General features: G+C 46.3%; 20 protein-coding genes. All 20 read right to left on the minus strand.

From position 1 onward, the window contains the following. Positions 1–26 precede the first annotated feature (26 nt). The 20 genes from ATL39_RS05130 to fliO all read right to left on the minus strand — a co-directional run bounded on the left by ATL39_RS05130 (position 27) and on the right by fliO (position 22,412). Positions 27–4,325, minus strand: a complete 4,299-nt coding sequence (locus ATL39_RS05130; protein ID WP_120192226.1) for a PolC-type DNA polymerase III — start codon at positions 4,323–4,325, stop codon at positions 27–29. Positions 4,326–4,435: 110 nt separating this feature from the next. Continuing rightward, positions 4,436–6,136 (minus strand): proline--tRNA ligase, encoded by a 1,701-nt coding sequence (locus ATL39_RS05135; protein WP_120192227.1) that lies wholly within the window; start codon positions 6,134–6,136, stop codon positions 4,436–4,438. A 164-nt stretch (positions 6,137–6,300) separates the two neighbouring features. Further along, entirely contained in the window at positions 6,301–7,566 is a 1,266-nt protein-coding gene (gene rseP, locus ATL39_RS05140; protein ID WP_120192228.1) for an RIP metalloprotease RseP, read from the minus strand. A 13-nt stretch (positions 7,567–7,579) separates the two neighbouring features. Continuing rightward, positions 7,580–8,725, minus strand: coding sequence for a 1-deoxy-D-xylulose-5-phosphate reductoisomerase (locus ATL39_RS05145; protein ID WP_120192229.1), 1,146 nt, complete (start codon positions 8,723–8,725; stop codon positions 7,580–7,582). 43 nt (positions 8,726–8,768) lie between these two features. Continuing rightward, positions 8,769–9,569 (minus strand): phosphatidate cytidylyltransferase, encoded by an 801-nt coding sequence (locus ATL39_RS05150; RefSeq protein ID WP_120192230.1) that lies wholly within the window; start codon positions 9,567–9,569, stop codon positions 8,769–8,771. Between the two features lie 14 nt (positions 9,570–9,583). Beyond that, the gene (locus ATL39_RS05155; protein ID WP_120192231.1) at positions 9,584–10,348 is read right to left on the minus strand and encodes an undecaprenyl pyrophosphate synthase; all 765 of its coding nucleotides are present in this window, start codon (positions 10,346–10,348) and stop codon (positions 9,584–9,586) included. 237 nt (positions 10,349–10,585) lie between these two features. Continuing rightward, positions 10,586–11,143 (minus strand): ribosome recycling factor, encoded by a 558-nt coding sequence (frr, locus tag ATL39_RS05160; protein WP_120192232.1) that lies wholly within the window; start codon positions 11,141–11,143, stop codon positions 10,586–10,588. A 2-nt stretch (positions 11,144–11,145) separates the two neighbouring features. Next, the gene (gene pyrH / locus ATL39_RS05165) at positions 11,146–11,862 is read right to left on the minus strand and encodes a UMP kinase (RefSeq protein WP_120192233.1); all 717 of its coding nucleotides are present in this window, start codon (positions 11,860–11,862) and stop codon (positions 11,146–11,148) included. Between the two features lie 101 nt (positions 11,863–11,963). Then, a complete protein-coding gene (gene tsf / locus ATL39_RS05170) occupies positions 11,964–12,845 on the minus strand; it encodes a translation elongation factor Ts (protein ID WP_120192234.1) in 882 nt (293 codons plus the stop codon). A gap of 124 nt (positions 12,846–12,969) precedes the next feature. Further along, positions 12,970–13,719 carry a 30S ribosomal protein S2 gene (rpsB, locus tag ATL39_RS05175; RefSeq protein ID WP_120192235.1) on the minus strand — a complete coding sequence of 250 codons (750 nt, stop codon included), beginning with the start codon at positions 13,717–13,719 and terminating at the stop codon, positions 12,970–12,972. A 193-nt stretch (positions 13,720–13,912) separates the two neighbouring features. Then, positions 13,913–14,692 (minus strand): FliA/WhiG family RNA polymerase sigma factor, encoded by a 780-nt coding sequence (locus ATL39_RS05180; protein ID WP_120192236.1) that lies wholly within the window; start codon positions 14,690–14,692, stop codon positions 13,913–13,915. Between the two features lie 24 nt (positions 14,693–14,716). Further along, positions 14,717–15,223: a chemotaxis protein CheD gene (locus tag ATL39_RS05185; protein WP_120192237.1), complete on the minus strand. Its 507-nt coding sequence runs from the start codon at positions 15,221–15,223 to the stop codon at positions 14,717–14,719. Continuing rightward, positions 15,216–15,845, minus strand: coding sequence for a chemotaxis protein CheC (locus ATL39_RS05190; protein WP_120192238.1), 630 nt, complete (start codon positions 15,843–15,845; stop codon positions 15,216–15,218). The genes ATL39_RS05185 and ATL39_RS05190 overlap by 8 nt, the downstream gene beginning before the upstream one ends. Positions 15,846–15,872: 27 nt before the next feature. Next, positions 15,873–16,919 carry a protein-glutamate methylesterase/protein-glutamine glutaminase gene (locus ATL39_RS05195; protein ID WP_120192239.1) on the minus strand — a complete coding sequence of 349 codons (1,047 nt, stop codon included), beginning with the start codon at positions 16,917–16,919 and terminating at the stop codon, positions 15,873–15,875. Between the two features lie 18 nt (positions 16,920–16,937). Beyond that, entirely contained in the window at positions 16,938–18,977 is a 2,040-nt protein-coding gene (gene flhA / locus ATL39_RS05200; RefSeq protein WP_120192240.1) for a flagellar biosynthesis protein FlhA, read from the minus strand. Between the two features lie 19 nt (positions 18,978–18,996). Continuing rightward, entirely contained in the window at positions 18,997–20,076 is a 1,080-nt protein-coding gene (gene flhB, locus ATL39_RS05205) for a flagellar biosynthesis protein FlhB (RefSeq protein ID WP_120192241.1), read from the minus strand. Position 20,077: 1 nt separating this feature from the next. After that, positions 20,078–20,851: a flagellar biosynthetic protein FliR gene (gene fliR / locus ATL39_RS05210; protein WP_342768760.1), complete on the minus strand. Its 774-nt coding sequence runs from the start codon at positions 20,849–20,851 to the stop codon at positions 20,078–20,080. A 10-nt stretch (positions 20,852–20,861) separates the two neighbouring features. Next, positions 20,862–21,131: a flagellar biosynthesis protein FliQ gene (fliQ, locus tag ATL39_RS05215; RefSeq protein WP_120192242.1), complete on the minus strand. Its 270-nt coding sequence runs from the start codon at positions 21,129–21,131 to the stop codon at positions 20,862–20,864. A 13-nt stretch (positions 21,132–21,144) separates the two neighbouring features. Then, on the minus strand, positions 21,145–21,825 hold the full coding sequence (gene fliP, locus ATL39_RS05220; RefSeq protein ID WP_120192243.1) for a flagellar type III secretion system pore protein FliP: 681 nt from the start codon (positions 21,823–21,825) through the stop codon (positions 21,145–21,147). Next, positions 21,822–22,412, minus strand: coding sequence for a flagellar biosynthetic protein FliO (gene fliO / locus ATL39_RS05225; RefSeq protein ID WP_120192244.1), 591 nt, complete (start codon positions 22,410–22,412; stop codon positions 21,822–21,824). Before fliO ends, fliP begins: the two co-directional genes overlap by 4 nt. Positions 22,413–22,624 lie beyond the last annotated feature (212 nt).

The raw sequence follows: 22,624 nt of genomic DNA on the forward strand, positions 1-22,624 counted from the left end.
CAGGTTCTGCTTCTTCGTGTCTGTTTTTAAAATAAAGACAGCTGATTGGAATCCGGCAGACCCTGCAGGCAGCCGTGCAGATCGAGATTTTCAATAACCGTTTTTGTCGCTTTACTGCGCTGCTGCAGATCTTCTTTGGATAGAAATTCGCCGCCTTCTCTTGCTTTTACAATACTGAGCGCTGCATTTGTGCCGACGCCGTCAAGCGCGTTAAAAGGCGGTATGAGCGAATCCCCTTCTACGATGAATTCTGATGCTTTTGACCGGTAAAGGTCTGCTTTCTGGAAGGAATAGCCACGCTCTACCATTTCAAGAGCAAGTTCGAGTACGGTCACAATATTTTTTTCTTTCGGTGTGGCATCAAAGCCTTTTGCCTGTATTTCCTGAATCCGGCTCTTAATGGAAGTACCGCCTTTGATCATCGTATTTAAATCAAAGTCATCGGCCCGGACGGTAAAATAAGCGGCATAGAAAAACATTGGATGATGCACTTTAAAATAGGCAATCCGCACTGCCATTAATACATAAGCAGAGGCGTGGGCTTTTGGAAACATGTACTTGATTTTTAAGCAGGATTCCACATACCAGTCCGGTACGCCGTGCTTTTTCATTTCTTCAACCCATTCTTCCTGAAGACCTTTTCCTTTACGGACAAATTCCATAATTTTAAATGCCAGGGCGTCGTCCACCCCTTTGTAGATAAGGTAAACCATAATATCGTCACGGCAGCCGATTACATCTTTAAGCTGGCACGTGCCGCTCTGGATCAGTTCCTGGGCATTTCCAAGCCATACGTCTGCGCCGTGGGAAAGTCCGGAAATCTGCAGCAGCTCTGAAAATGTGGTCGGGTTCGTTTCCTCGAGCATCTGCCGGACGAACCGCGTACCAAATTCAGGAATGCCGTAGGTGCCCGTTTTACACATAATCTGTTCCGGCGTTACGCCGAGTACTTCGGGCGAGCTGAATATCTTCATTACTTCTTTATCATCTACGGGAATGGTCTTTGGATCAATACCGCTTAAATCCTGCAGCATACGAATGACAGTCGGGTCATCGTGTCCAAGAATATCGAGCTTCAGCAGGTTATCATGAATGGAATGAAAGTCAAAATGGGTCGTCCGCCATTCCGAACTTTTATCATCAGCCGGAAACTGAACCGGGCTGAAATCATGGATATCATACTCCTCGGGTACAACGATTATACCCCCCGGGTGCTGGCCGGTTGTACGCTTAACACCTGTACACCCTGACACAAGCCGGTCAATTTCCGCCCCGCGCAGATGCATATCATGATCACTTTGATATCCCTTCACGTACCCGTAAGCCGTTTTATCAGCAACGGTACCTATCGTTCCGGCCCGGTAGACGTTTTTTTCGCCGAATAACTCTTTTGTATAATGATGCGCTCTCGGCTGATAGTCACCGGAGAAGTTTAAATCGATATCAGGCACTTTATCCCCTTTAAATCCGAGGAACGTTTCAAACGGAATATCCTGACCTTCTTTAATATATGTGCTTCCGCACTTTTCACACGCTTTGTCAGGCAGGTCATAGCCCGACATTACGGAACCGTCGTTAAAGAAGTAGGAATGCTTACAGGACGGACACACGTAGTGGGGCGGGAGTGGATTCACTTCCGTTATTTCGGTCATCGTTGCTACAAATGAAGATCCGACCGACCCTCTGGAACCGACCAGATAGCCGTCGTCCAGTGATTTTTTTACAAGCTTCTGTGAAATGAGATAAATAACATCAAATCCATGGCCGATAATGCTGGCCAGCTCTTTTTCCAGCCTGCTTTCAACAATTTCAGGAAGCGGGGAGCCGTAAAGTTCCTCCGCTTTCGTATAGCACATATCCCTGATTTCTTTATCCGAGCCTTCAATGGTAGGCGTATAAAGCTGGTCGGGGATGGGATGAATCTCCTCGACTGAATCGGCCAGTGCCCTCGATTCGGTCACTACAACTTTCTTTGCAAGATCGTCTCCAAGAAACGAAAATTCCTCCAGCATTTCATCTGTTGTCCGAAAATGAACGGCAGGCAGCGTCTGACGGTTCAAAGGGTTCGCTCCGCCCTGGGAAGCTACCAGTATTTTACGATAAACGCTGTCTTCGGGTTCAATATAATGGGCATTACCCGTAGCGATAACAGGCTTGCCGAGTTCTTCGCCCAGAGCGGCTATTTTTTTGGTAATGTCATAAACAGCATCCTGGTCTTTGAGCAGCTCTTTTTCCACCAGATGGGCGTAGTTGCCGGGCGGCTGGATTTCCAGATAATCATAGAATTCTGCGGCTACCTTAGCTTCTTCTGCCGACTTCTGCATCATCGTTTCAAACACTTCTCCCTTGTCACATCCAGAGCCGACTATAAGTCCGGCACGGTGCTTCTGCAGAACCGACCTTGGAATACGGGGGGTCCGGAAGAAATACTCCAGATGGGATTTGGAAATAAGCGTATAAAGATTTTTCAGGCCTTCCTGAGTCTGGGCGATCAGCGTGCAGTGGGAAGGGCGGAGTCTGTAGAAATCGCCCTGACCCATGTTCTGATTCAGCTGATTATGATTGGCAATTTCTTTGTTCATTGCGTCTTTAAGCATTTTCCAGAGCAGGTATCCTGTTGCTTCTGCATCATAAATAGCCCGGTGGTGGCTGACGAGTTCAATATCAAACGCTTTACATAAAGAGTTCAGGCGGTGGTTTTTTAAATGCGGGTATAAAAAACGTCCCAGCTCCAATGTGTCAATCACAGGATTTTCCACTTTATCCTGATCCATTTTCCGGTAGCCTTCATTTAGAAATCCCATATCAAAGCTGGCATTATGAGCGACGAGAATACCATCCTCCATAAAGGTTTCAAAATCAGTAAGCACGTCGTTAAGTTCCGGTGCCCCTTCGAGCATATCATCGGTAATACCGGTCAAATCAATAATCGTATCCGACAGCTTCTGATGCGGATTGGAAAATCGTTCAAACCTGTCTACGATTTCTCCATCTCTTATTTTCACAGCTGCCAGCTCAATAATGGTGTCGTACACAACGCTCAGTCCCGTCGTTTCTACGTCAAACACAATATAAGTGCCGGTCGCCAGATCACGGTCCGCTTCGTTATATGCAATCGGCACCCCGTCATCCACAAGGTTAGCCTCGAGCCCGTACAGGATTTTCACGCCGTGCTTCTTCGATGCGCTGTACGCATCCGGGAAAGACTGGGCTACACCATGGTCGGTGATGGCCACTGCCTGATGTCCCCATTCTGCTGCTTTTGCTACGTATTCGGAAGCCGTCGTCGTCGCATCCATCTGACTCATATTTGTATGAGCATGAAGCTCTACTCTTGTTTCCTCAGGATCTGCTTTATCTGTTCTTACCGCAGGCTGAATCTGTGTGACATCATTTCCGATCATCACCAGATCACGCACAAATGTGTCATTCTGTACGCCGCCCCTTACTTTCACCCACATGCCCTTTTTCAGGGCCAGGTACATCGGCAGATCTTCTTTATCTCTGGAGAACATTTTCACGCTGATGGAATCGGTATAATCGGTAATTTTAAAAGTTAGAAGCGTACGTCCGCTTCGCAACTCTCTTGTTTCCGCCTCAAAAATATACCCCTGTATAGCAATCCGGCGTTCTTCGTCCTGGATCGTTTCAATCGGAACCGGTTCCTCTTTAATAGGATAGCCGATACGAAGAGAACCGGAATCGCCGGCTTTTTTGGACCGGTCTTCCTGCTTTTTACGCTCCATCATAGCTTCGACTACTTTGGAGTGATCTTCTTCTTTCTTCTTTTCTTCAAACGCCTCCCGCTCTTCCTGCGAGTTCTTGACGTCCGCTTTAACGATGCACTTGCCGAATCCAAGACCCGGCATAATCTCCTGAAGGGAATCCGCGAGCTTTCGCTCCATCATCGAAGCTTCTGCCTCATTTTTACAGGAAAGAGTGATCACGTTATTTTCGATGGCAGGCAGGCCGCCGTTAAGACGCTGCCTCAAATGAGGCGCCATGCCGTCAATCCGCTTAACTACGGCCGGCCAGTAGGATGTCAGACGGTCATACGGCTGTTCTTCTTGATATTGTATGGAAAAAGAAGTTGACGCAACGTGCGTAAACGCTGTGTTCATCTTATTTTCAATCAGCTCGAATATTTCATAGGGAAGCGGAACCGGAAGGTAGAAATAAAAGTGCCACTTTTTCTCCTGCTTGCTGATTTCCAGTTTTTCTATCCGCCCCTCCTGCAGGTATCTCTCTTTTATGTCAGCGGGGACATCCAGCTGCTCCATCAGCAGCTGAAATCTTTCTTCTCTGATACGGTTGTCTGAACTCACTGCAGAGCACCCCTTTCGTTACTTTCTTCATAAAATTATCCCATGGTTTTCTTCGATTAGAAAGTGTCATTTCTAATAAAGGCCCATGGGATAATAGCTTGATTCTTCGATTATGCGTGCTGTTTTAAATAGTCCATAAGGCCGGATACCGCAACTTCCACGGCTTCTCCACCTTCTCTAAGTTTCACTTCCACAATATCTTCCGCCGCTTTTTTGCCGCAGGCCACTCTGACCGGAATACCGTATAAATCAGCATCTTTGAATTTCACTCCGGCGCGTTCTTTCCGGTCATCGTATAACACATCAAAACCGGCTTCGCGGAGCTTCTTGTACAAGGATTCTCCAAGGGCAGCCTGATCTTCCTGTTTTACATTCATCGTCAGCAGGTGGATATCGAAAGGAGCGACATTTTTCGGCCAGATGATGCCGGATTCATCATGATGCTGTTCGACAATTGCCGCAATAGTCCGGCTCACGCCGATGCCGTAACATCCCATGATTAACGGCTGTGCTTTTCCCTGTTCGTCCAGAAAATCAGCTTTTAACGCTTTAGAATACTTGGTTCCCAGCTTAAATACCTGACCGACTTCAATCCCTTTGGCGAAGCGGATCGTTCCTTTGCCATCCGGAGCCGGATCTCCTTCTTTGATAAAACGCAGATCCTCATAGGAGCTGATTGTAATATCGCGGTCCGGATGAACGTTAATAAAATGCTTATCTGATTCGTTAGCTCCTGTTACCGCTTCCGCTATGCCTCGTACAGCATAATCAGCCAGTATTTTCACGTTTTCCGGTGCACGGACCGGCCCGATAAAGCCTGTGCGGCATCCCATTACCTGCTCGACCTCGGCATCTTCTGCCAGCCTGACTTCTGAGGAGTCCAGCAGGTTGGCAACTTTAATCTCATTTACTTCATGATCTCCCCTGACTAAAACAAGCACAGGTTCTTCATCTGCTATAAATAACACAGATTTAATAATGGAAGTACTTTCTATCGAAAGACCTTTCATCAAATCGTCAATCGTTTTCATCGACGGGGTATCAATCGGCGCCATGGACGTTTCCGGCCTGGCCGGCTTTTCATAACCGTCGGCAATCTTTGCCACTTCAATATTGGCCGCAAAATCGGAAGCGTCCGAATAGGCAATCGTGTCTTCACCTACGTCGGAAAGGGCCATAAATTCATGGGTGCCGCCTTTGCCGCCGATCGCTCCGGCATCTGCTTCCACTGCACGGAAATCGAGGCCGCATCTTTTAAATACAGATTGATAGGCGCGGAACATGTTCCAGTAGCTTTCTTCAAGCCCTTCTTCACTGCTGTCAAAAGAATAGGCATCTTTCATAACAAACTCGCGGGAACGTAACACCCCAAAACGCGGTCTTCTTTCATCCCGGTATTTGTTTTGAATCTGGTAGAGATTCACCGGCAGTTTTTTGTAGGAATTCAACTCATCGCGCACAAGTGAGGTGATCACTTCTTCATGCGTGGCACCGAGTACGAAATCGCGGTTGTGCCTGTCTTTCAAGCGCATCAGTTCCGGACCATAATCGTGAATACGGCCGGATTCCTCCCATATTTCAGCTGGCTGCACCGCCGGCATAAGAATTTCCTGAGCTCCGGCATTGTTCATTTCTTCTCTAACGATATTTTCAATTTTTCTAAGTACTTTATAGCCGAGCGGAAGATAGCTGTAAATTCCGGAAGCCGTCTGACGGATAAGTCCGGCTCTGAGCATCAGCTGATGGCTCGTTATGTCTGCGCCCTGCGGCACATCACGCATCGTGGGACTGAAAAATGATTGTTGTCTCATAGTAGTAGGAACCCTCTTTCTTCAAGTTAAACAGGCAGAAATATTCCTGCCGGTATCGTATTTAGATAAAACAAAGGCGCCAGTACCCGCTCCCGACAAAAGGCTCACCTTTTGAGTCGTTATCTCCTCGGAGAAAGCTCGGGCACTGAAGCCTTGCAGCATTATTATAAAAAGAAACGGTTAATATCATTCCACGTTACCGCCAGCATCAGCAGAATCAGCAGGGCAAATCCGAGTAAATGGACCATGCCCTCTTTCTGCGGATCAATCGGCTTGCGGCGGATTGCTTCAAGCGTAATAAAGATAAGCCTTCCGCCATCCAATGCCGGAAGCGGCAGCAGGTTCACAATACCAAGATTCACACTCAGCATTGCAGCCCACTGCACTAGCACCAGAATGCCTAAAGAGGCAACTTCGCCTGTAGCATTATAAATACCGACAGGCCCTGCCAGGTCATCGAGTGAAAACTGGCCGGTTAAAATCGTACTCAGCACCTGAAAAATCAAGGTCGCTACTTCGACGACGCTGGTCGCACCATATTCAATCGCTCCAAAGAAGGAATGCTCCGGAGCCGGCGCATTTACGCCGATCTGACCGATTTCCTGCTCCGCCATTTCATCGTACACGCTGTCCGGCTCTACGGTGATGGTCTGTTCCTGACCATCACGCACAATATCAAACGGAACAGCCTGACCCGGGTTCTGCTGAATGACTGACGTCATTTCCTGCCACGTATTTACCTGCTGGCCGTCCACGGCGTTTACTTCATCGCCCTGCATCAGGCCGGCTTCCTGGGCAGGACTTCCGTCCACCAGTTCTCCCATGGAAGCTTCGTCTGTTGGTACGCCGTTAATCAGCGCAAACGTCATAAACAGTACAAAGGCGAGAATAAAGTTCATGGCCGGACCCGCAAATATGGTCAAAAACTTGGGACCCGGTTTCTTGGAGCCGAACTGCCTGTGGTACGGGGCAATCTGCTCCGGCTTTTCATCGACGATCATATTGCAGGCATCATCTACATCAAAGCGCTGCAGCTCTTCTTCGTCATCGGTATATGCTTCAATAAACAGCTGTTTATCAAGATCTATACGTTCGACGGACACTACTTTTGCTTCAGGATGCTTTGATTTATTGTTTACGATGATTTCTTTTACCTTGCCGGCTTCATTCCAGACGAGACCTACTTCATAGCCGGGCTTAATCTGTACCTGCTCCGGTTCTTCGCCGGCCATACGTACATAGCCTCCAAGCGGAAGCAGCCTGACGGTGTAGAGCGTTTCATTACGTTTTGTTGAAAATATTTTCGGGCCGAAGCCAATTGCAAATTCCCGGCATAATATACCGGCTTTTTTGGCAAAGTAAAGATGCCCCCATTCATGGACTGCCACCAGCACTCCAAAAATAATAATTATTGCAATTAATGTATCCAATTTTTTCCCACCTTTACCCTATTAAAGAAGCCACATATTCCCTTGTTTCTTTATCCACTTCAAGAATGGTCTGTAAATCAGGAGCACGCTGGGACGAGTGCCGATGCATTGCTTTTTCTATATACTCTTCAATAGCCACAAAGGAAATCCGGCCTGCGAGAAATTCCGCCACCGCTATTTCGTTTGCCGCATTTAAAACAGCTGTCATCGTACCGCCGGTTTTTCCTGCATCATACGCATACTGCAGACAGCGGTACCGGTCGAAATCCGGCTTTGAAAAATGAAGCGCTCCTGCTTCCCATAAGTTTAACCTGTTTGTATCTTTTAATTCAAGCCTTTTAGGCTGGGACAGGGCAAACTGAATGGGAACCCTCATATCAGGCGATCCAAGATGGGCTATCACGCTTTTGTCTTTATATTCCACGAGGGAATGCACAATACTCTCCCGGTGGATAACAACTTCAATGTCATCATACGCCATATCAAAGAGCCAGTGGGCTTCGATAACTTCAAAGCCTTTGTTCATCATCGTTGCCGAATCGATCGTTATTTTTGCGCCCATTGACCAGTTCGGATGGTTCAGGGCATCTTCTTTTGTTACATTCTGCAGCTGATCCCGGTTTAGATCACGGAAGCTTCCGCCGGATGCTGTAATAATTAACCGGTCTACGTCCTCTCTTCTATTGCCGAGCAGGCACTGGTAAATAGCCGAATGCTCGCTGTCCACGGGCAGCAGCAGCGCCTCATGCTTTTTAGCTGCCTGCGTAACGATGTGACCGGCCGTCACAAGCGTTTCTTTATTGGCAATGCCGATATCCTTGCCCGCTTCAATAGCTGCAAGCGTCGGCTCCAGTCCGACACTTCCCATCACTGCGTTCATTAGAAAATCAGCTTCCTTATATGAGGCAGCTTCAATCAGCCCGTCTCTGCCAAAAAGAACCCGGATATTCGGAAATTCTTTTTGAAGCCGCTCTGCATCTTCTTTTCGTTCTACGCTGACAAGCGATGGCTTAAACAGCGCTATCTGTTCTGCCGCAAGCGTAATGTTTTTACCGGCTGTCATAGCCGCGAGCGAAAATTCTTCCGGATGGCTTTTAATGACGTCCAGCGTTTGTGTGCCAATAGAGCCGGTGGATCCAAGCAGTGAGATTTTTTTCATAGTAGTCTCCTTTATTAATCAGCCTGTCTGTAGTATGTACGTTCTACGATAAAAAATAGAAAAAGTGCAGCAGAGGCATGACAAAAATCAAGCTGTCAAAGCGGTCGAGCACACCGCCGTGGCCCGGCAGCAGCGTTCCGGAATCCTTTACGGCATAATGGCGTTTTAACGCTGATTCTACCAGATCTCCGAGCTGTCCAAATATAGAAGCCGTTAAAATAAATGCAGTGACGACCCATGCCGACGAATAGATAGGAAAGAACATGTGAAATACCCACCCTACAATAAGCGCGGCACCTATTCCCCCTATGAATCCTTCAATTGTTTTTTTCGGACTGATATCGGGCCAGAGCTTATGCTTTCCCCACTTCCGGCCGATAAAATAGGCACCGGAATCGGTCGCCCAGATAATAAATAAAGTAAAAAATACAATGAGCAGTCCAATATCCTCGAGGTTACGGGTAATAATCAGGTGATAAAATCCGTAACCGACGTAGACCGCTGATAAAATAACAAAACCGGCCTCATCAAATGTAAATGAGTTTTTGGTTACTACGGTCCATGCAAGCAAAAACAAAATCATGACGAAGAAAAGTTCGGACTTTGACACATGATCCAGAAATACGACGTTCAGCCATTCAGCGGGAATGAGGAGCGTCCACATAAACAACATGCTGATCAGTCCCATAAACGACCTGGCTTTAATATGTTTCATTCGAATCAGTTCATACATAGCAGCTGAAGCAATAATAGCCACAAACGCTGTAAAAAACACTCCGCCTGCAATAACAGCGCCAAGTAATACAATGCCTCCAATTACTGCTGTTACTATTCGTTGTCTCATTGTGTCTCCCCCATCTAAACGCCCCCGTACCGCCGCTTCCTTTCCTGAAACACCTTAACTGCTTCTTCCAGGTGTTCCCCGTTGAAGTCCGGCCAGAGAACATCTGTAAACCAAAACTCGCTGTAAGCCAGCTGCCACAGCATAAAGTTGCTCAGGCGTATCTCTCCGCTCGTTCGTATGAGCAGATCCGGATCCGGAAGATTGCTGCTGAAAAGTTTTGCCTTTATATCTTTTTCCGAAATGTCTTCAGCTTTAATAGAACCGCTCTCCACTTCTTCTCCAAGTGCTTTCACGGCGCGGACCAGTTCATCCCGTCCGCCGTAATTCATGGCAATATTCATAACAATACCTGTGTTGCCGGCCGTATCATCGATTGCTTTTTTAACAGCTTTCAACGTATGGGCCGGAAGCAGATCCGTGCTCCCCATCATTTGAACTTTAACGTTATTTTCCATCAGGGAGGGAAGCTCTTTCGTAATAAACTTTTCCGGCATCCTCATGAGAAATTCCACTTCTGACTTGGGACGTTTCCAGTTTTCTGTTGAAAATGCATAGAGCGTTATATATTTAATTCCCATTAAATGGGCTTTTTCTACAATGCGATTAATGGTTTTCATGCCTTCACGGTGTCCAGCAACGCGCGGCATACCTCGTTCTTTTGCCCAGCGCCCATTTCCATCCATTATGATAGCAACGTGAGCCGGTATGTTACCTGATTTAGCAGTGTCGGCCTTTTGATGCGGGCGTTCTTCTGGATTTTTTAAAAATCTATCAATCATGGTTGGGGCACCAGCCTTCTTTTAATATGTAACCCATTATTTTTTCTGCCTGTTTTCTATACCGGCAGAGTTATGCAGTCCTTTTTCATCTTAATGCATTAGTGCTCTCAAACACAAGAGATGAGGGAAACTTTTCCTGTTCATGCGGCAGCCCTCTTCTTTATTTCGTTTAATAAAAGGAAAAACCCTCCTGCAAGAAGAGGGTTTTACATTCTTTCTATTGTATCGTCTGTGAGCTTAAACTTCCATAATTTCTTTTTCTTTATCTGCTGCTGCTTTATCGATTTCTGCAATATGCTGATCTGTTACTTTTTGAATATCATCCTGCTGGCGACGAAGGTCATCTTCTGTAATATCTCCATCTTTTTGCTGCTTTTTAAGAGATTCGTTAGCATCGCGGCGGAGATTGCGGATCGCCACTTTTGCCTCTTCTGCATATTTGCCTACCAGTTTTGATAAGTCTTTACGGCGTTCCTCTGTAAGAGCCGGTATGGATATACGGATCACTTCGCCGTCGTTGCTCGGAGTAAGACCGAGGTTGGCTTTTTGGATTCCTTTTTCCATATCGTTAATGGAGGATTTGTCATAAGGTGCTACAACCAGAAGCCGTGCTTCCGGCACAGAAATGGAAGCCAGCTGATTTAGAGGTGTTTCCGCCCCGTAATAGCTCACGATTACTTTATCAAGCATAGAAGGGTTAGCCCTTCCTGCTCTTAATGTTGCAAGCTCCCGTTGAAAGGAGTCGATGGACTTTTTCATTTTAGCGGATGTTTCCTGCTTTGCGTTCTCTGCCACGTTTACTTCCCCCTAATTACTGTACCAATTTTTTCTTTGAGTACAGCTTTTTTAATATTGCCCTCTTCCATAATGGAAAACACGAGAAGAGGGATGTCGTTGTCCATACAAAGAGTAGAGGCGGTTGAATCCATGACGCCAAGGTTTCCGTTCAGCAGATCAAGGTAAGTAAGCTCCTGATACTTTTTGGCTTCCGGATGAACAAATGGATCTGCATCATATACGCCGTCTACTTTATTTTTGGCCATAAGAATCACTTCGGCTTCAATTTCAGCAGCGCGAAGGGCAGCTGTCGTATCTGTAGAAAAATACGGATTGCCTGTGCCGGCTGCAAAAATAACAACACGTTTTTTCTCCAAGTGCCTGATCGCCTTGCGTCTTATGTATGGTTCAGCAACCTGTCTCATTTCAATCGATGTCTGTACTCTGGACTGAACGCCGTTATCTTCCAGGCTGTCCTGAAGTGCCAGTGAGTTCATGACTGTTGCAAGCATTCCCATATAATCAGCTGTTGCGCGGTCCATTCCTTTTGCGCTGCCAGCCATTCCGCGCCAGATATTTCCGCCGCCGACTACGATAGCTATTTCAATATCATAAGCCACAATCTCTTTAATCTGGGTGGCTATGGACTGAATAACTTCCGGGTCAATTCCATATCCTAATTTTCCAGCAAGAGCTTCACCGCTTAATTTCAATACTACTCTGTTGTACTTTTCCATCATTTACCTCCGCTTGTCAGGTATTATTGTGAAACCCTTCTATAACATGGAAAGAGGGCCTGCCCCACTGGATATATCCAGGGAGCATACCCGCTGCACCATTATTTTTTCACTTGGGACATAACTTCTTCAGCAAAGTTATCTTCACGTTTTTCCATACCTTCTCCAACTTCATAGCGGACAAAGCCTTTTACTTCAGCGCCGAAGCTTTTCACATACTTGCCGACTTTCTGGTCCGGATCTTTTACGAATTCCTGATCCAATAGGCAGATCTGCTCGAAGTATTTATTAATACGGCCTTCTACCATCTTTTCAACGATGTTTTCCGGCTTGCCTTCGTTAAGAGCCTGCTGCTTAAGAACTTCTCTTTCACGATCTGCTTCTTCCTGAGGTACCTGATCACGGGACGTGTAGCTCGGGTTGATAGCAGCGATGTGCATTGCTACGTCTTTAGCTGCCTGATCATCGGTTGTGCCTTCAAGAAGCGTAAGAACACCAATGCGTCCTCCCATATGAAGATACGAGCCGAACGAATCATTGTCGCTTTTCTTTACAATTTCAAAACGGCGGAGGGAAATTTTCTCCCCGATTTTAGCGATCTGGTCGTTCAGGTAATCCTGAAGCGTTACTCCTTCTTTAAACGAAGCAGCAAGTGCTGTGTCAACATCTGCCGGCTCTTCTGAAAGAAGATAGGAAGCTACATCTTTGACCAGTGCCTGGAAGTTTTCGTTTTTAGCTACGAAATCTGTCTCTGCATTAATTTCAAGAATAACTGCTTTGTTTCCTTCGATTAATACGGAGGAAAGACCTTCTGCTGCCACACGATCTGCTTTCTTTGCGGCTTTGGAAATACCTTTTTCGCGAAGATAATCAACTGCCTGATCCATATCTCCGTCTGTTTCCGTTAGTGCTTTTTTGCAGTCCATCATTCCGGCTCCTGTTTTTGCGCGGAGCTCTTTTACCATACCAGCTGTAATTGCCATTGTTATATTCCTCCTCTGAATAAATGCCTGTTTCTTTTTTCTATAACAAAAGGATGATAAAGGGCAATCCCCTTATACCACCCTTTTGTGTACAGCACTCGTATTCATGATGCGGATGCTGTGATTATGAAATTGTTTCCTGATTTTCAGCAGCTTCTTCTTCTGTTTCTTTCTCAAGTTCGGCCTGCTCATTAGCTCTATTTGCTTCAATAACAGCATCTGCCATTTTTGAAGTTAAAAGACGTACAGCGCGGATCGCGTCGTCGTTACCAGGAATTACTTTATCAATTTCATCCGGGTCGCAGTTTGTATCTACAATAGAAACGATTGGAATATTAAGCTTGTGCGCTTCTGCGACAGCAATTCTTTCCTTGCGCGGGTCAATAATAAAGATAGCTGCCGGCAGCTTCTTCATTTCTTTAATTCCGCCGAGGAATTTTTCCAAACGGTCCATTTCTTTAACGAGAAGCATTACTTCTTTTTTAGGCAGGACTTCGAATGTACCATTTTCCTGCATTTTTTCGATATCTTTTAGGCGGGCAATACGCTTACGGATCGTTGCAAAGTTCGTAAGAGTTCCTCCGAGCCAGCGCTGGTTGATATAGAACTGACCTGAACGGATAGCTTCGTCACGGACAGAATCCTGAGCCTGCTTTTTCGTTCCAACGAAAAGAATTTTTCCTCCGTCTGCAGCAATGTCGCGTACGTAGTTGTATGCTTCTTCTACTTTTTTAACCGTCTTCTGAAGGTCAATGATATAGATACCATTTCTTTCAGTAAAGATATAACGGCTCATTTTCGGGTTCCAGCGTCTGGTCTGATGACCAAAGTGCACCCCTGCTTCTAGTAATTGTTTCATGGAAATAACTGCCATGATTTATTCCTCCTTAGGTTTTTTCCTCCGCCTGCATCTTTTCTGCATTTCAGCTGCATTCAGCAGCCACCTTATTGCAGATCAGCCGGGCGTGTGTATTTAACACCGTCAATTAATATATCATATGCATATAGGCAAATCAAGATAATGAACTTTATTTATTTGTAAAAAATTTATTTTCTATTTAACCGTTTTATCCGTTGTTCTGCAGTTTTCTTTTTTCCAGAGCCTGTTTTAATTTGAAGAGGGCTTTGGAGTGGATCTGGGAAATCCGGGAAGTGGAAAGGCTCATGATTTCCCCGATTTCCGTAAGCGTCATCTCTTCTGTATAAAACAGACTGACGACCATTTTTTCTTTATCAGTGAGGGATTGAATCACTTCGGCAAGTTCCTGAATGGATGCATCCTTCATCATTAGATCTTCAGGGCTCAGGGTTTTTTCATCACGTATAGCTACTTTAAATGATTCTGATTTATCGCCTTCTGCGCTTTCTTCGTCCATTGAGAGGACATTGGCGAAAAAGCTTTCTGCACTTACCTTCCGCACTTCCGCAGTCGTTACGTTCATCTGCATGGCCACTTCCTCTTCCGTCACATACCTGCCGTGCTTTTGTTCAAGCATTTCCGTCGTCTCTTCCAGTTTTTTCGACTTTTCCCTTAATGACCTGGGCATCCAATCCTCCTGTCGAAGACCGTCCAGAATAGAACCTTTTATACGAAAAGAGGCATAGGTATCAAATTTCAGGTCACGGCTGAAATCAAATTTTTTCATCGCGTCATACAGGCCTGCCATTGCATGGCTCCACAGATCGTCCCGGCGTACACTTTTTGGCAGCCCCGCTCCAATACGCTGCACGTGATAATGAACAAGCGGCTGGTACTCATGCATGAGCTGATTGCATGCCTCCATGTCTCTATGCTCTATCCATTTTTCCCAAAGCTCCTGATGCTCATGAAAAGTTGTTCTTGCCATTGTAGTTCCCCCTTTTCCATCGTTTTAAATTGCATTTTCTTCCCCATAGGCTTTTCGTATGTAAAGATTGGCTGACCCAGGATCAAATGTAATCGTTCTGCCTTTGTCGCCCCCGGTATCCTCAGCAAGCAGCGGTACGGAGTAAAGCTGCAGCGCTTCTTTTACCGCTTCTGCATTCCGGAAACCGATGCTTTTATTTTCTCTTCCAGAAGATACAGCAAACATCTGTGCTCCCCCTGCCATTTTGGCGGCAAGTTTTCGGGAGGGAATATTTTGTTTATGAAAAAAATGAACAATATCTTCTATAGAAGTATCAGCAAATTTAGCTCTCAGCTGCGTGTTTTCCAACTGGTTCTCCGGGCAGGCAGGAAGCAGAATATGAGCCATAACAGCCAGAGCGCCGCTCCGCTGGTAGATGACTACGCCGATGCAGGAGCCTAGCCCGGAAGTGCGGAGCTGCTCTTTATCTGTAGAGGCTTTCCAGTCGGACATCCCCACCCTTATATATAATCCAGCTGAAATACTAGTCATTTATTTTTTCCTCCAGACTGCGCAGCAGCACTTGAAAAGAGGCTGCATCCGGCAGAAATAAGAAGCGTCCCGAGGCTGTTCCGCCTGGAAGGGAGGCACTCTTCCATTCTGATTCCAGAAAAAGCACTTCGTTCTGCGTTTCCTGAGTATATGTCAGCCCCTCATTCCACAGAGAAACAGCCATATCAACGGCTGCAGAGGGAGCAGCCGTCTGCATGTTTAAAGAGGTAAAGTCAGCCAGCGCTGAAATGTAGGCTCCTGACAGAATATTGCCAAGCTCCATCAGCATAGAGTGCATATACGGATCCGTTTCCAGTTCTTTCATTGTTACAGATCTTCCTATTAAGGAGCCGGCTAATGCGTTTATATCGTCCTGTGAAAAAAGCAGGTATACAATGCCTTCTAAATCACCGTAGAAAGGAAGCAGAGAAGCTGCCATCACTTCCTCTTTATCACCATATTCAGACATAAGTTCTTGAAAAGAGACCACTTTCAATTGAACAGGCTTCATTGATACGGGCTCGCCCAGCAGCAGGGACAGCGAGTTAACGGCACGGCCGGAACCAATATTGGCCGCCTCCTTAAGCATATCCTCAAATCTGTCATCTATCGTCAGGTTCATTTCTCTGCGTCCTTTCTATTTTCATTTTCAGCCGGAAAAGTCCCGGGTAAGAAAAGCCGATATATGCTCCAGTGCTATATTTTCCACCCCGGCAATCCGGGCTGCCGCTTTTGGCATTCCGTATATAACCGCAGTCGTTTCCGACTCCGCTGCAATGCGGCTCGAATTCTCTTCAAGCAGCTGCCTTACTCCCTCCGCCCCGTCCCTTCCCATTCCGGTAAGCACTGCCGCTGTAACGCGGACATGTTTTAAGGCGGATAATGATTTAAATAAAACGTCTACTGAAGGCCGGTGCCCTTCGTTAGCTTCTTCTTGTGTCACGGAAAGAAACAGCCTTCCCTCTTTTTTACCGACACGCATCTGGCTTCCCCCCGGCGCAATATAAACGACGCCGTTTTCGGCCGTTTCATTATGCTCCGCCTCTTTCACACGCACTCCGGAAATTTGGTTAAGCCGTCTGGCAAGAGAGCCTGTAAAGGAGGGAGGCATATGCTGAACAACAAAAACAGGGGCAGGGAGTGATGCCGGAAGTTTTGGTATAACGACCTGAAGAGCTTTCGGCCCTCCCGTTGATGTACCGATGGCAATAACGTTCCTGCATCCTGAATGGACAACTGCTTTAGGTGGAACCGTCGGTGCAGATGCTCTGGATAGGCTTCGATCCACCACCGGCTTTCCCGTACCTGCCGCTGCCGCTATTCTTATTTTGGAAAGAAATTCTTCTTTAACTTTATCTATATCAAGGGATATAGATCCCGAGGGCTTGGCTACTACTTCTACTGCTCCGAGTTCCAGGGCCTCAACGGCCATATCGGAACCGCGCTGGGTTTTTGAGCTGACCATAATAACGGCCGGCCCGCCTGCAGGGATTTTCTTTAATACGTCTATGCCGTTCATAACCGGCATTTCCACATCCAGCGTCATTACGTCAAAATGTTCGGCCTGAACTTTTTTCAAAGCATCGCTGCCGTTTCTTGCTGCTGCTTTTACGGTCATATCCGTCTGGCTGTTTATAAATTCCGAAAGCATTTTTCTCATAAACGCTGAATCATCAACTACCAGCACATCGATCACTTTCCAGTCCTCCTCTTCCTATAGCTGAACGATGCCAATACTCTGGACTTCCTGGCTTGGCTCGAGTTCATTGTAAGAAAGAACCGGCACCTGCGGCAGATAGCGTTCCACAAGCTGACGCAGATGCATACGCACAGCCGGTGAACAAAGGAGAATGGCCGGCTGTCCGTTTCCGGCAGCCCGTTCCGTTTCCCTGCTTATCGATTCCAATATCTGCTGGCTTACGCCTGGATCCATCGCCAGATAATTCCCATGTTCTGTCTGCTGGATATTGTCAGCTATCTGCTTTTCAATTCCTCCGCTGATCGTAATGACCTGCATCGCGCTTCCTTCCTGCGCGAACTGTTTGGTGATCTGTCTGGAAAGACCCTGCCGCACATATTCTGTAATTAAATCCATATCTTTTGTCATCTGGCCGTATTCTGCAAGAATTTCAAAAATAGTAGGCAGGTTGCGGATCGATATTTTTTCCTTCAGCAGATTGGAAAGCACTTTCTGAATTTCTCCAAGCTGCAGCGGAGAAGGTGTTACTTCCTCCACAAGCGTTGGATATGTTTCTTTCAGATGGTCCACCAGCTGTTTTGTTTCTTCCCGTCCAAGCAGCTCGTGCGCGTGGGCTTTTACAACTTCTGTTAAATGCGTGGACACAACGGAAGGCGGATCAACAACCGTATAGCCGGAGCCTTCAGCGGTGTCTTTCATGTCCTCGGTTATCCAGAGGGCCGCCAGACCAAATGCCGGCTCCACTGTCTCGATTCCCTGTACGGCCGGATCTTCGACTCCCGGGCTCATCGCCAGATAATGATCGAGCAGCATTTCTCCTCCTGCTACTTCATTGCCTTTCATTTTTATCACGTATTCATTAGGCTGCAGCTGGATGTTATCCCGGATGCGGATAACCGGCACAATCATTCCCATTTCCAGAGCGAGCTGGCGGCGGATCATCACAATCCGGTCGAGCAGGTCGCCCCCCTGATTGGTATCAGCTAATGGAATCAGCCCGTATCCGAACTCAAATTCAATAGGGTCAACAGTTAACAAATGAACCACATTTTCCGGAGACTTCATGTCCACTTCTTCTTCCTGGCCTGCCGCTGCTGCCGTTTCGGCTTCGAGAGCTTCCGATTTGAGCGTTTTGTTGGCAAACCAGGCTAAAACAAAGAGCAGCGAAGCAATAGAAAATGTTAAAAAGAAGTTAATCGGCGTAAAAACGCCGAGGGCAAAAATGGACCCTGCCGCAATATAGAGCATGGTAGGAAAAGCCAGCAGCTGCCGGGTTACATCCGAGCCCAGGTTACCTTCCGATACGGCTCTTGTAACGATAATACCGGTAGCAGTCGAGATAAGCAGCGCAGGTATTTGGCTGACAAGTCCGTCTCCTACAGTAAGAAGCGTAAACGTATTCGCTGCGGTGCCGACATCCATACTGTGTTCGGTCATGCCGATCACGATGCCGAAGATCATGTTAATAATGACGATAACGATACCTGCAATCGCATCCCCTTTTACAAATTTACTTGCCCCGTCCATGGAGCCGTAAAAATCAGCTTCCCGTTCAATTTTTTCACGGCGCTGCTTGGCTTCCAGGTCGGAGATCATCCCCGCATTCAAATCTGCATCAATACTCATCTGCTTACCAGGCATAGCATCAAGCGTAAATCGGGCGCCGACTTCCGAAACCCGCTCGGCTCCTTTTACGATCACGACGAATTGAATAATAATTAAGATAAGAAAAACAACAAAGCCGACTAGTGCACTTCCCGATATAACGAAATTACCAAATGTTTCAATGACGTTTCCCGCATCGGCATTGCTTAATATCGAACGGGTCGTGGAGACGTTAAGACCCAGCCGGAAAAGGGTGACGAGCAGCAGGAGGGTCGGAAATATAGAAAATTCCAGTGGTTCTTTCGTATTCATTGCGACAAGAATAATTAACAGCGCCAGCGAAATATTTAAAATGATTAATAAATCCAGTATCAGGGTGGGAAGAGGAATAATCAGCATAACTACAATCATGATGACGCCGAACAATACGGAAAACTCTCTAATTTTCATTTACTTCCTCCTCTCCTTTTCATATTTTGTGCTTAAGCCGGTAAATGTACGCGAGTACTTCCGCGACGGCTTTGAACAAATCCTCCGGCACTTCGTCACCGATATCCGCCTGGCTGAACAAGGCTCTTGCAAGCGGCTTGTTTTCCACCATCGGAATATGGTCTTCGCGGGCCAGTTCTTTAATTTTTTTTGCAACAAAATCCGCGCCTTTGGCAGTGACTACCGGAGCAGCCATCGAACCGTCTTCATATTTGAGTACGACAGCAAAATGGGTAGGGTTGGTTATGACAACATCCGCTTTTGGTACTTCCTGCATCATCCGGTTCATCGCCATATCCATCTGCTTCTGGCGCCTTTTTGATTTGATGCGCGGATCCCCTTCCATTTTTTTATGTTCTTCTTTCACGTCATGCTTGGACATTCTCATCTGTTTTTCATGGTCATAGCGCTGATAGATATAATCCGGAACTGCCAGGATAACGAGCAGGATGGCGCTTGCCACCCCGATCAGGCCGGTGAGTCTCGCAATCAGGTAGAACCCGTCCAGCGGATGCTTCTGATACATCATCAGCAGGTCATCGAGATGAATATAAATAATCGTAAAAACAACGGCTCCAACAAGCGTGATCTTGAATAATGATTTGAATAGCTCCACAATCGCCCGGGCGGAGAATATTCGTTTAAAGCCTTTTAAAGGATCAATTTTTTCCAGTTTCATTTTGATGGCTTCCGGGGTGTACTTCAGCCCCACCTGCATAGCAGCCGCCGCGGTGCCGATTACGACGGCTACGGCCATCAGCGGCAGCAGAACGATGGAGGATTCCACCGTTATTTCAAACATGATGTCTTCCACGCTTGCAATCGTAATGTCACGAAGCAGGTATTCGGTGAACACATGACTCATCATGTCCATTAGATATTCTCCGACTGTCCCCGCATAAAAAAACAAAAACAGGAAAAACCCAAGCATCATCAGCGCTGTATTTACATCGTTACTTTTTGCCACCTGGCCTTTGTTTCTTGATTCTTCTTTTTTCTTCGGGGTGGCTTTTTCTGTTTTTTCCCCCGAGAAAAACTGCAGATCCAGACGAAGCTTCATATTATGCACTCCCCAGCAAAGTCATTAACACACGCATCGCCTCATATGTTTGATCGAATAGATTTTCCACTACTAAGTAAAAGCTGGGCAGGCCTATAGCCAAAAGCGGCATCCCTGCAAATATTTTAAGAGGCAGTCCGACTACAAATACGTTCATCTGCGGAACCGCCCGCGCCATCATGCCAAGCGCGATGTCTACTAAAAACAAAGCCCCCATGACCGGAAAGGCCATTTGAAAAGCAATCATAAACATCAGCGCAAAAGATCTGGCAATATGCCGCACCACTTCTTCATCCCCGAAAGGCAGCGTGACCTGTTCCATTGGAATAAAGTTGTAGCTGTAAAACATGCCATCGAGCATCATGTGATGGCCGTCGAGCGCGAGAAGCAGCAGAAGCGTAAACGTATAAAGATACCCTCCTGTCAGCGGGGTCTGAGCACCTGTCTGCGGATCAATTACGTTGGCCATTAGAAACCCGAGCGACGTGTCCAGAAACATACCTGCCGTCTGCACAGCGTATAAAAGCATCCCCGCCAGCAGGCCGATACTAAGCCCTACCAGAATTTCTTTAAATAGAATAAGCACGAACGTGCTGTCTACCTCCATCGCCGGGGCATCAATGCTGAATAATATAAAAAAAGCAAAGAAAATTCCCAGTCCAACTTTAAAATAGGAAGGAACATTCCGATAAGAGAATAGAGGCATCGTTGTAAAAAAAGCCAGAACCCTGGCCAGGACCAATAAGTAAGCGGGCAGCTGCTCTATCCATTCCATAATGTTCTCCCTATCCAATAAAGTCGTTTAAGTTGCTTAGCAGCTGATATGTAAAGTGAACCATCTGGGAAAGCATCCAGGGCCCGAATAGAATCAGGCAGATCAATACTCCGAAAATTTTTGGTATGAACGCCAGCGTCTGTTCCTGAATCTGTGTAGTTGCCTGGAAAATCGCTACTCCAAATCCCAGGACTAAAGCGACAACCAGCAGCGGACCAGCGATAATGAATACCATCCATACTCCGCTTTCCGCTATATTAATGACCGTTTCCGGCGTCATATCATTTCACCCTCTAATAACTTAATAAAAGCGATTCTACAATTAAATACCATCCATCCACGAGCACAAATAATAAAATTTTAAACGGCAGCGAAATCATGACCGGCGGCAGCATCATCATACCCATCGACATAAGAATACTCGCCACAATCATGTCAATAACCAGAAACGGAACAAAAATCAGAAAACCGATTTGAAAGGCTGTTTTCAGTTCACTTATTGCAAAAGCGGGAATCAGTGCTGTTAAAGGAACATCTTCCAGCGTTTCCGGTCTCTCGAGTCCGGCATATCCCATAAATAAAGCCAGATCCTTTTCCCGCGTATGCTGGGACATGAACTCTTTAAGCGGCTCCGTTCCTTCCGTAAAGGCTTCTTCCTGCGTCATTTCCCCATCAAGCATCGGCGTCAGCGCGGACTCATTAATGTCCGAGAATACCGGAGCCATAATGAAAAAAGTCATAAATAATGCCAGGCTGATAAGAACCTGGTTCGGAGGCATCTGCTGGGTAGCCAGTCCCATTCGTACAAAGCTGAGTACAATAACAATGCGTGTAAAGCTGGTCATCAAAATAAGAATAGCTGGAGCTAGTGATAAGACCGTCATAAGCGCTACAAGCTGCAGTGTCGTTGCCATGTTTTCCGGGTCGTCGCTTGTAAAGGCCCCAAAATCAATACTTGGAAACATCAGTATCATGAACCTTCATCCCTCCCGCTGCCCGGTTTGCGGTTTTTTTCTATTTCTTCAAGCCTTTTATCCAAAATCGACTTGAATTGAAATCCGGCGTGGTCTTCTTTTTTTTGTTTTTTCTTAAAAAAGAAAGATGGTTCAGGTTCAGGCTGTTCCAATAATGTCTCCCTTTCCTCCTCATCTTCTATTTCTTTTAAAAGCTGAATCGATTCGCCCACGCCTACAACTAAAAGTCTTTCGCCGACTTTGACGAGCTGAACCGACTTGTTCTGCCCAAGCGGCACCCCTCCCAGATTCTGCATCGTCTGGTTGGAAGAATATTTTTTGGTTCGTTTGTTTATGAATTTGAGAAGCAGGTACATAATCGTAATAACGGCTGCCAGTGCAAGAATCATCTGTCCGAAGATCATGACCGCGCTTCTTTCTTCTACAAGAGCGATTTCTTCTTCTGCAGCATCCGTTTCTTCTGCCGGCGGCGTTCCTTCTTCGAGCGCATCATTCAGCGTTCGGTTTTCCTCCGCCTGAACAGATGCAGCCATTCCAAGAAAAAACAATAAAGCGATAAGCCACATGCTGCATATTTTTTTAATCATTGTTTCGCCTCTTATCTTTATATAAGTAAAATACAGTACAGTATTATGTAACAGCCGGAGCAGCTGAAAATAGAAGCACCCTCACCACATTTTTTGAAAATGTATTTATACCCAACTGCCTCCTTTCATCTGGGTACAAGGATCCTCTGTTTTCTAAAAATAAATAATCAGCGTAAATATATTATGACTTTATAACAACTTTTATTCCAAAT

This window comes from Sinobaca qinghaiensis (genome assembly GCF_003610495.1).
GTDB lineage: Bacteria > Bacillota > Bacilli > Bacillales > Marinococcaceae > Sinobaca > Sinobaca qinghaiensis.

Bases quoted from the DNA above. Each gene is read 5' to 3' on its own strand.
- ATL39_RS05135 (WP_120192227.1), bottom strand. From the start codon at position 6,136: ATGAGACAACAATCATTTTTCAGTCCCACGATGCGTGATGTGCCGCAG.
- ATL39_RS05145 (WP_120192229.1), bottom strand. From the start codon at position 8,725: ATGAAAAAAATCTCACTGCTTGGATCCACCGGCTCTATTGGCACACAA.
- ATL39_RS05150 (WP_120192230.1), bottom strand. From the start codon at position 9,569: ATGAGACAACGAATAGTAACAGCAGTAATTGGAGGCATTGTATTACTT.
- ATL39_RS05155 (WP_120192231.1), bottom strand. From the start codon at position 10,348: ATGATTGATAGATTTTTAAAAAATCCAGAAGAACGCCCGCATCAAAAG.
- pyrH (WP_120192233.1), bottom strand. From the start codon at position 11,862: ATGGAAAAGTACAACAGAGTAGTATTGAAATTAAGCGGTGAAGCTCTT.
- tsf (WP_120192234.1), bottom strand. From the start codon at position 12,845: ATGGCAATTACAGCTGGTATGGTAAAAGAGCTCCGCGCAAAAACAGGA.
- rpsB (WP_120192235.1), bottom strand. From the start codon at position 13,719: ATGGCAGTTATTTCCATGAAACAATTACTAGAAGCAGGGGTGCACTTT.
- ATL39_RS05180 (WP_120192236.1), bottom strand. From the start codon at position 14,692: ATGGCAAGAACAACTTTTCATGAGCATCAGGAGCTTTGGGAAAAATGG.
- ATL39_RS05185 (WP_120192237.1), bottom strand. From the start codon at position 15,223: ATGACTAGTATTTCAGCTGGATTATATATAAGGGTGGGGATGTCCGAC.
- ATL39_RS05190 (WP_120192238.1), bottom strand. From the start codon at position 15,845: ATGAACCTGACGATAGATGACAGATTTGAGGATATGCTTAAGGAGGCG.
- flhA (WP_120192240.1), bottom strand. From the start codon at position 18,977: ATGAAAATTAGAGAGTTTTCCGTATTGTTCGGCGTCATCATGATTGTA.
- flhB (WP_120192241.1), bottom strand. From the start codon at position 20,076: ATGAAGCTTCGTCTGGATCTGCAGTTTTTCTCGGGGGAAAAAACAGAA.
- fliR (WP_342768760.1), bottom strand. From the start codon at position 20,851: ATGGAATGGATAGAGCAGCTGCCCGCTTACTTATTGGTCCTGGCCAGG.
- fliQ (WP_120192242.1), bottom strand. From the start codon at position 21,131: ATGACGCCGGAAACGGTCATTAATATAGCGGAAAGCGGAGTATGGATG.
- fliP (WP_120192243.1), bottom strand. From the start codon at position 21,825: ATGATACTGATGTTTCCAAGTATTGATTTTGGGGCCTTTACAAGCGAC.
- fliO (WP_120192244.1), bottom strand. From the start codon at position 22,412: ATGATTAAAAAAATATGCAGCATGTGGCTTATCGCTTTATTGTTTTTT.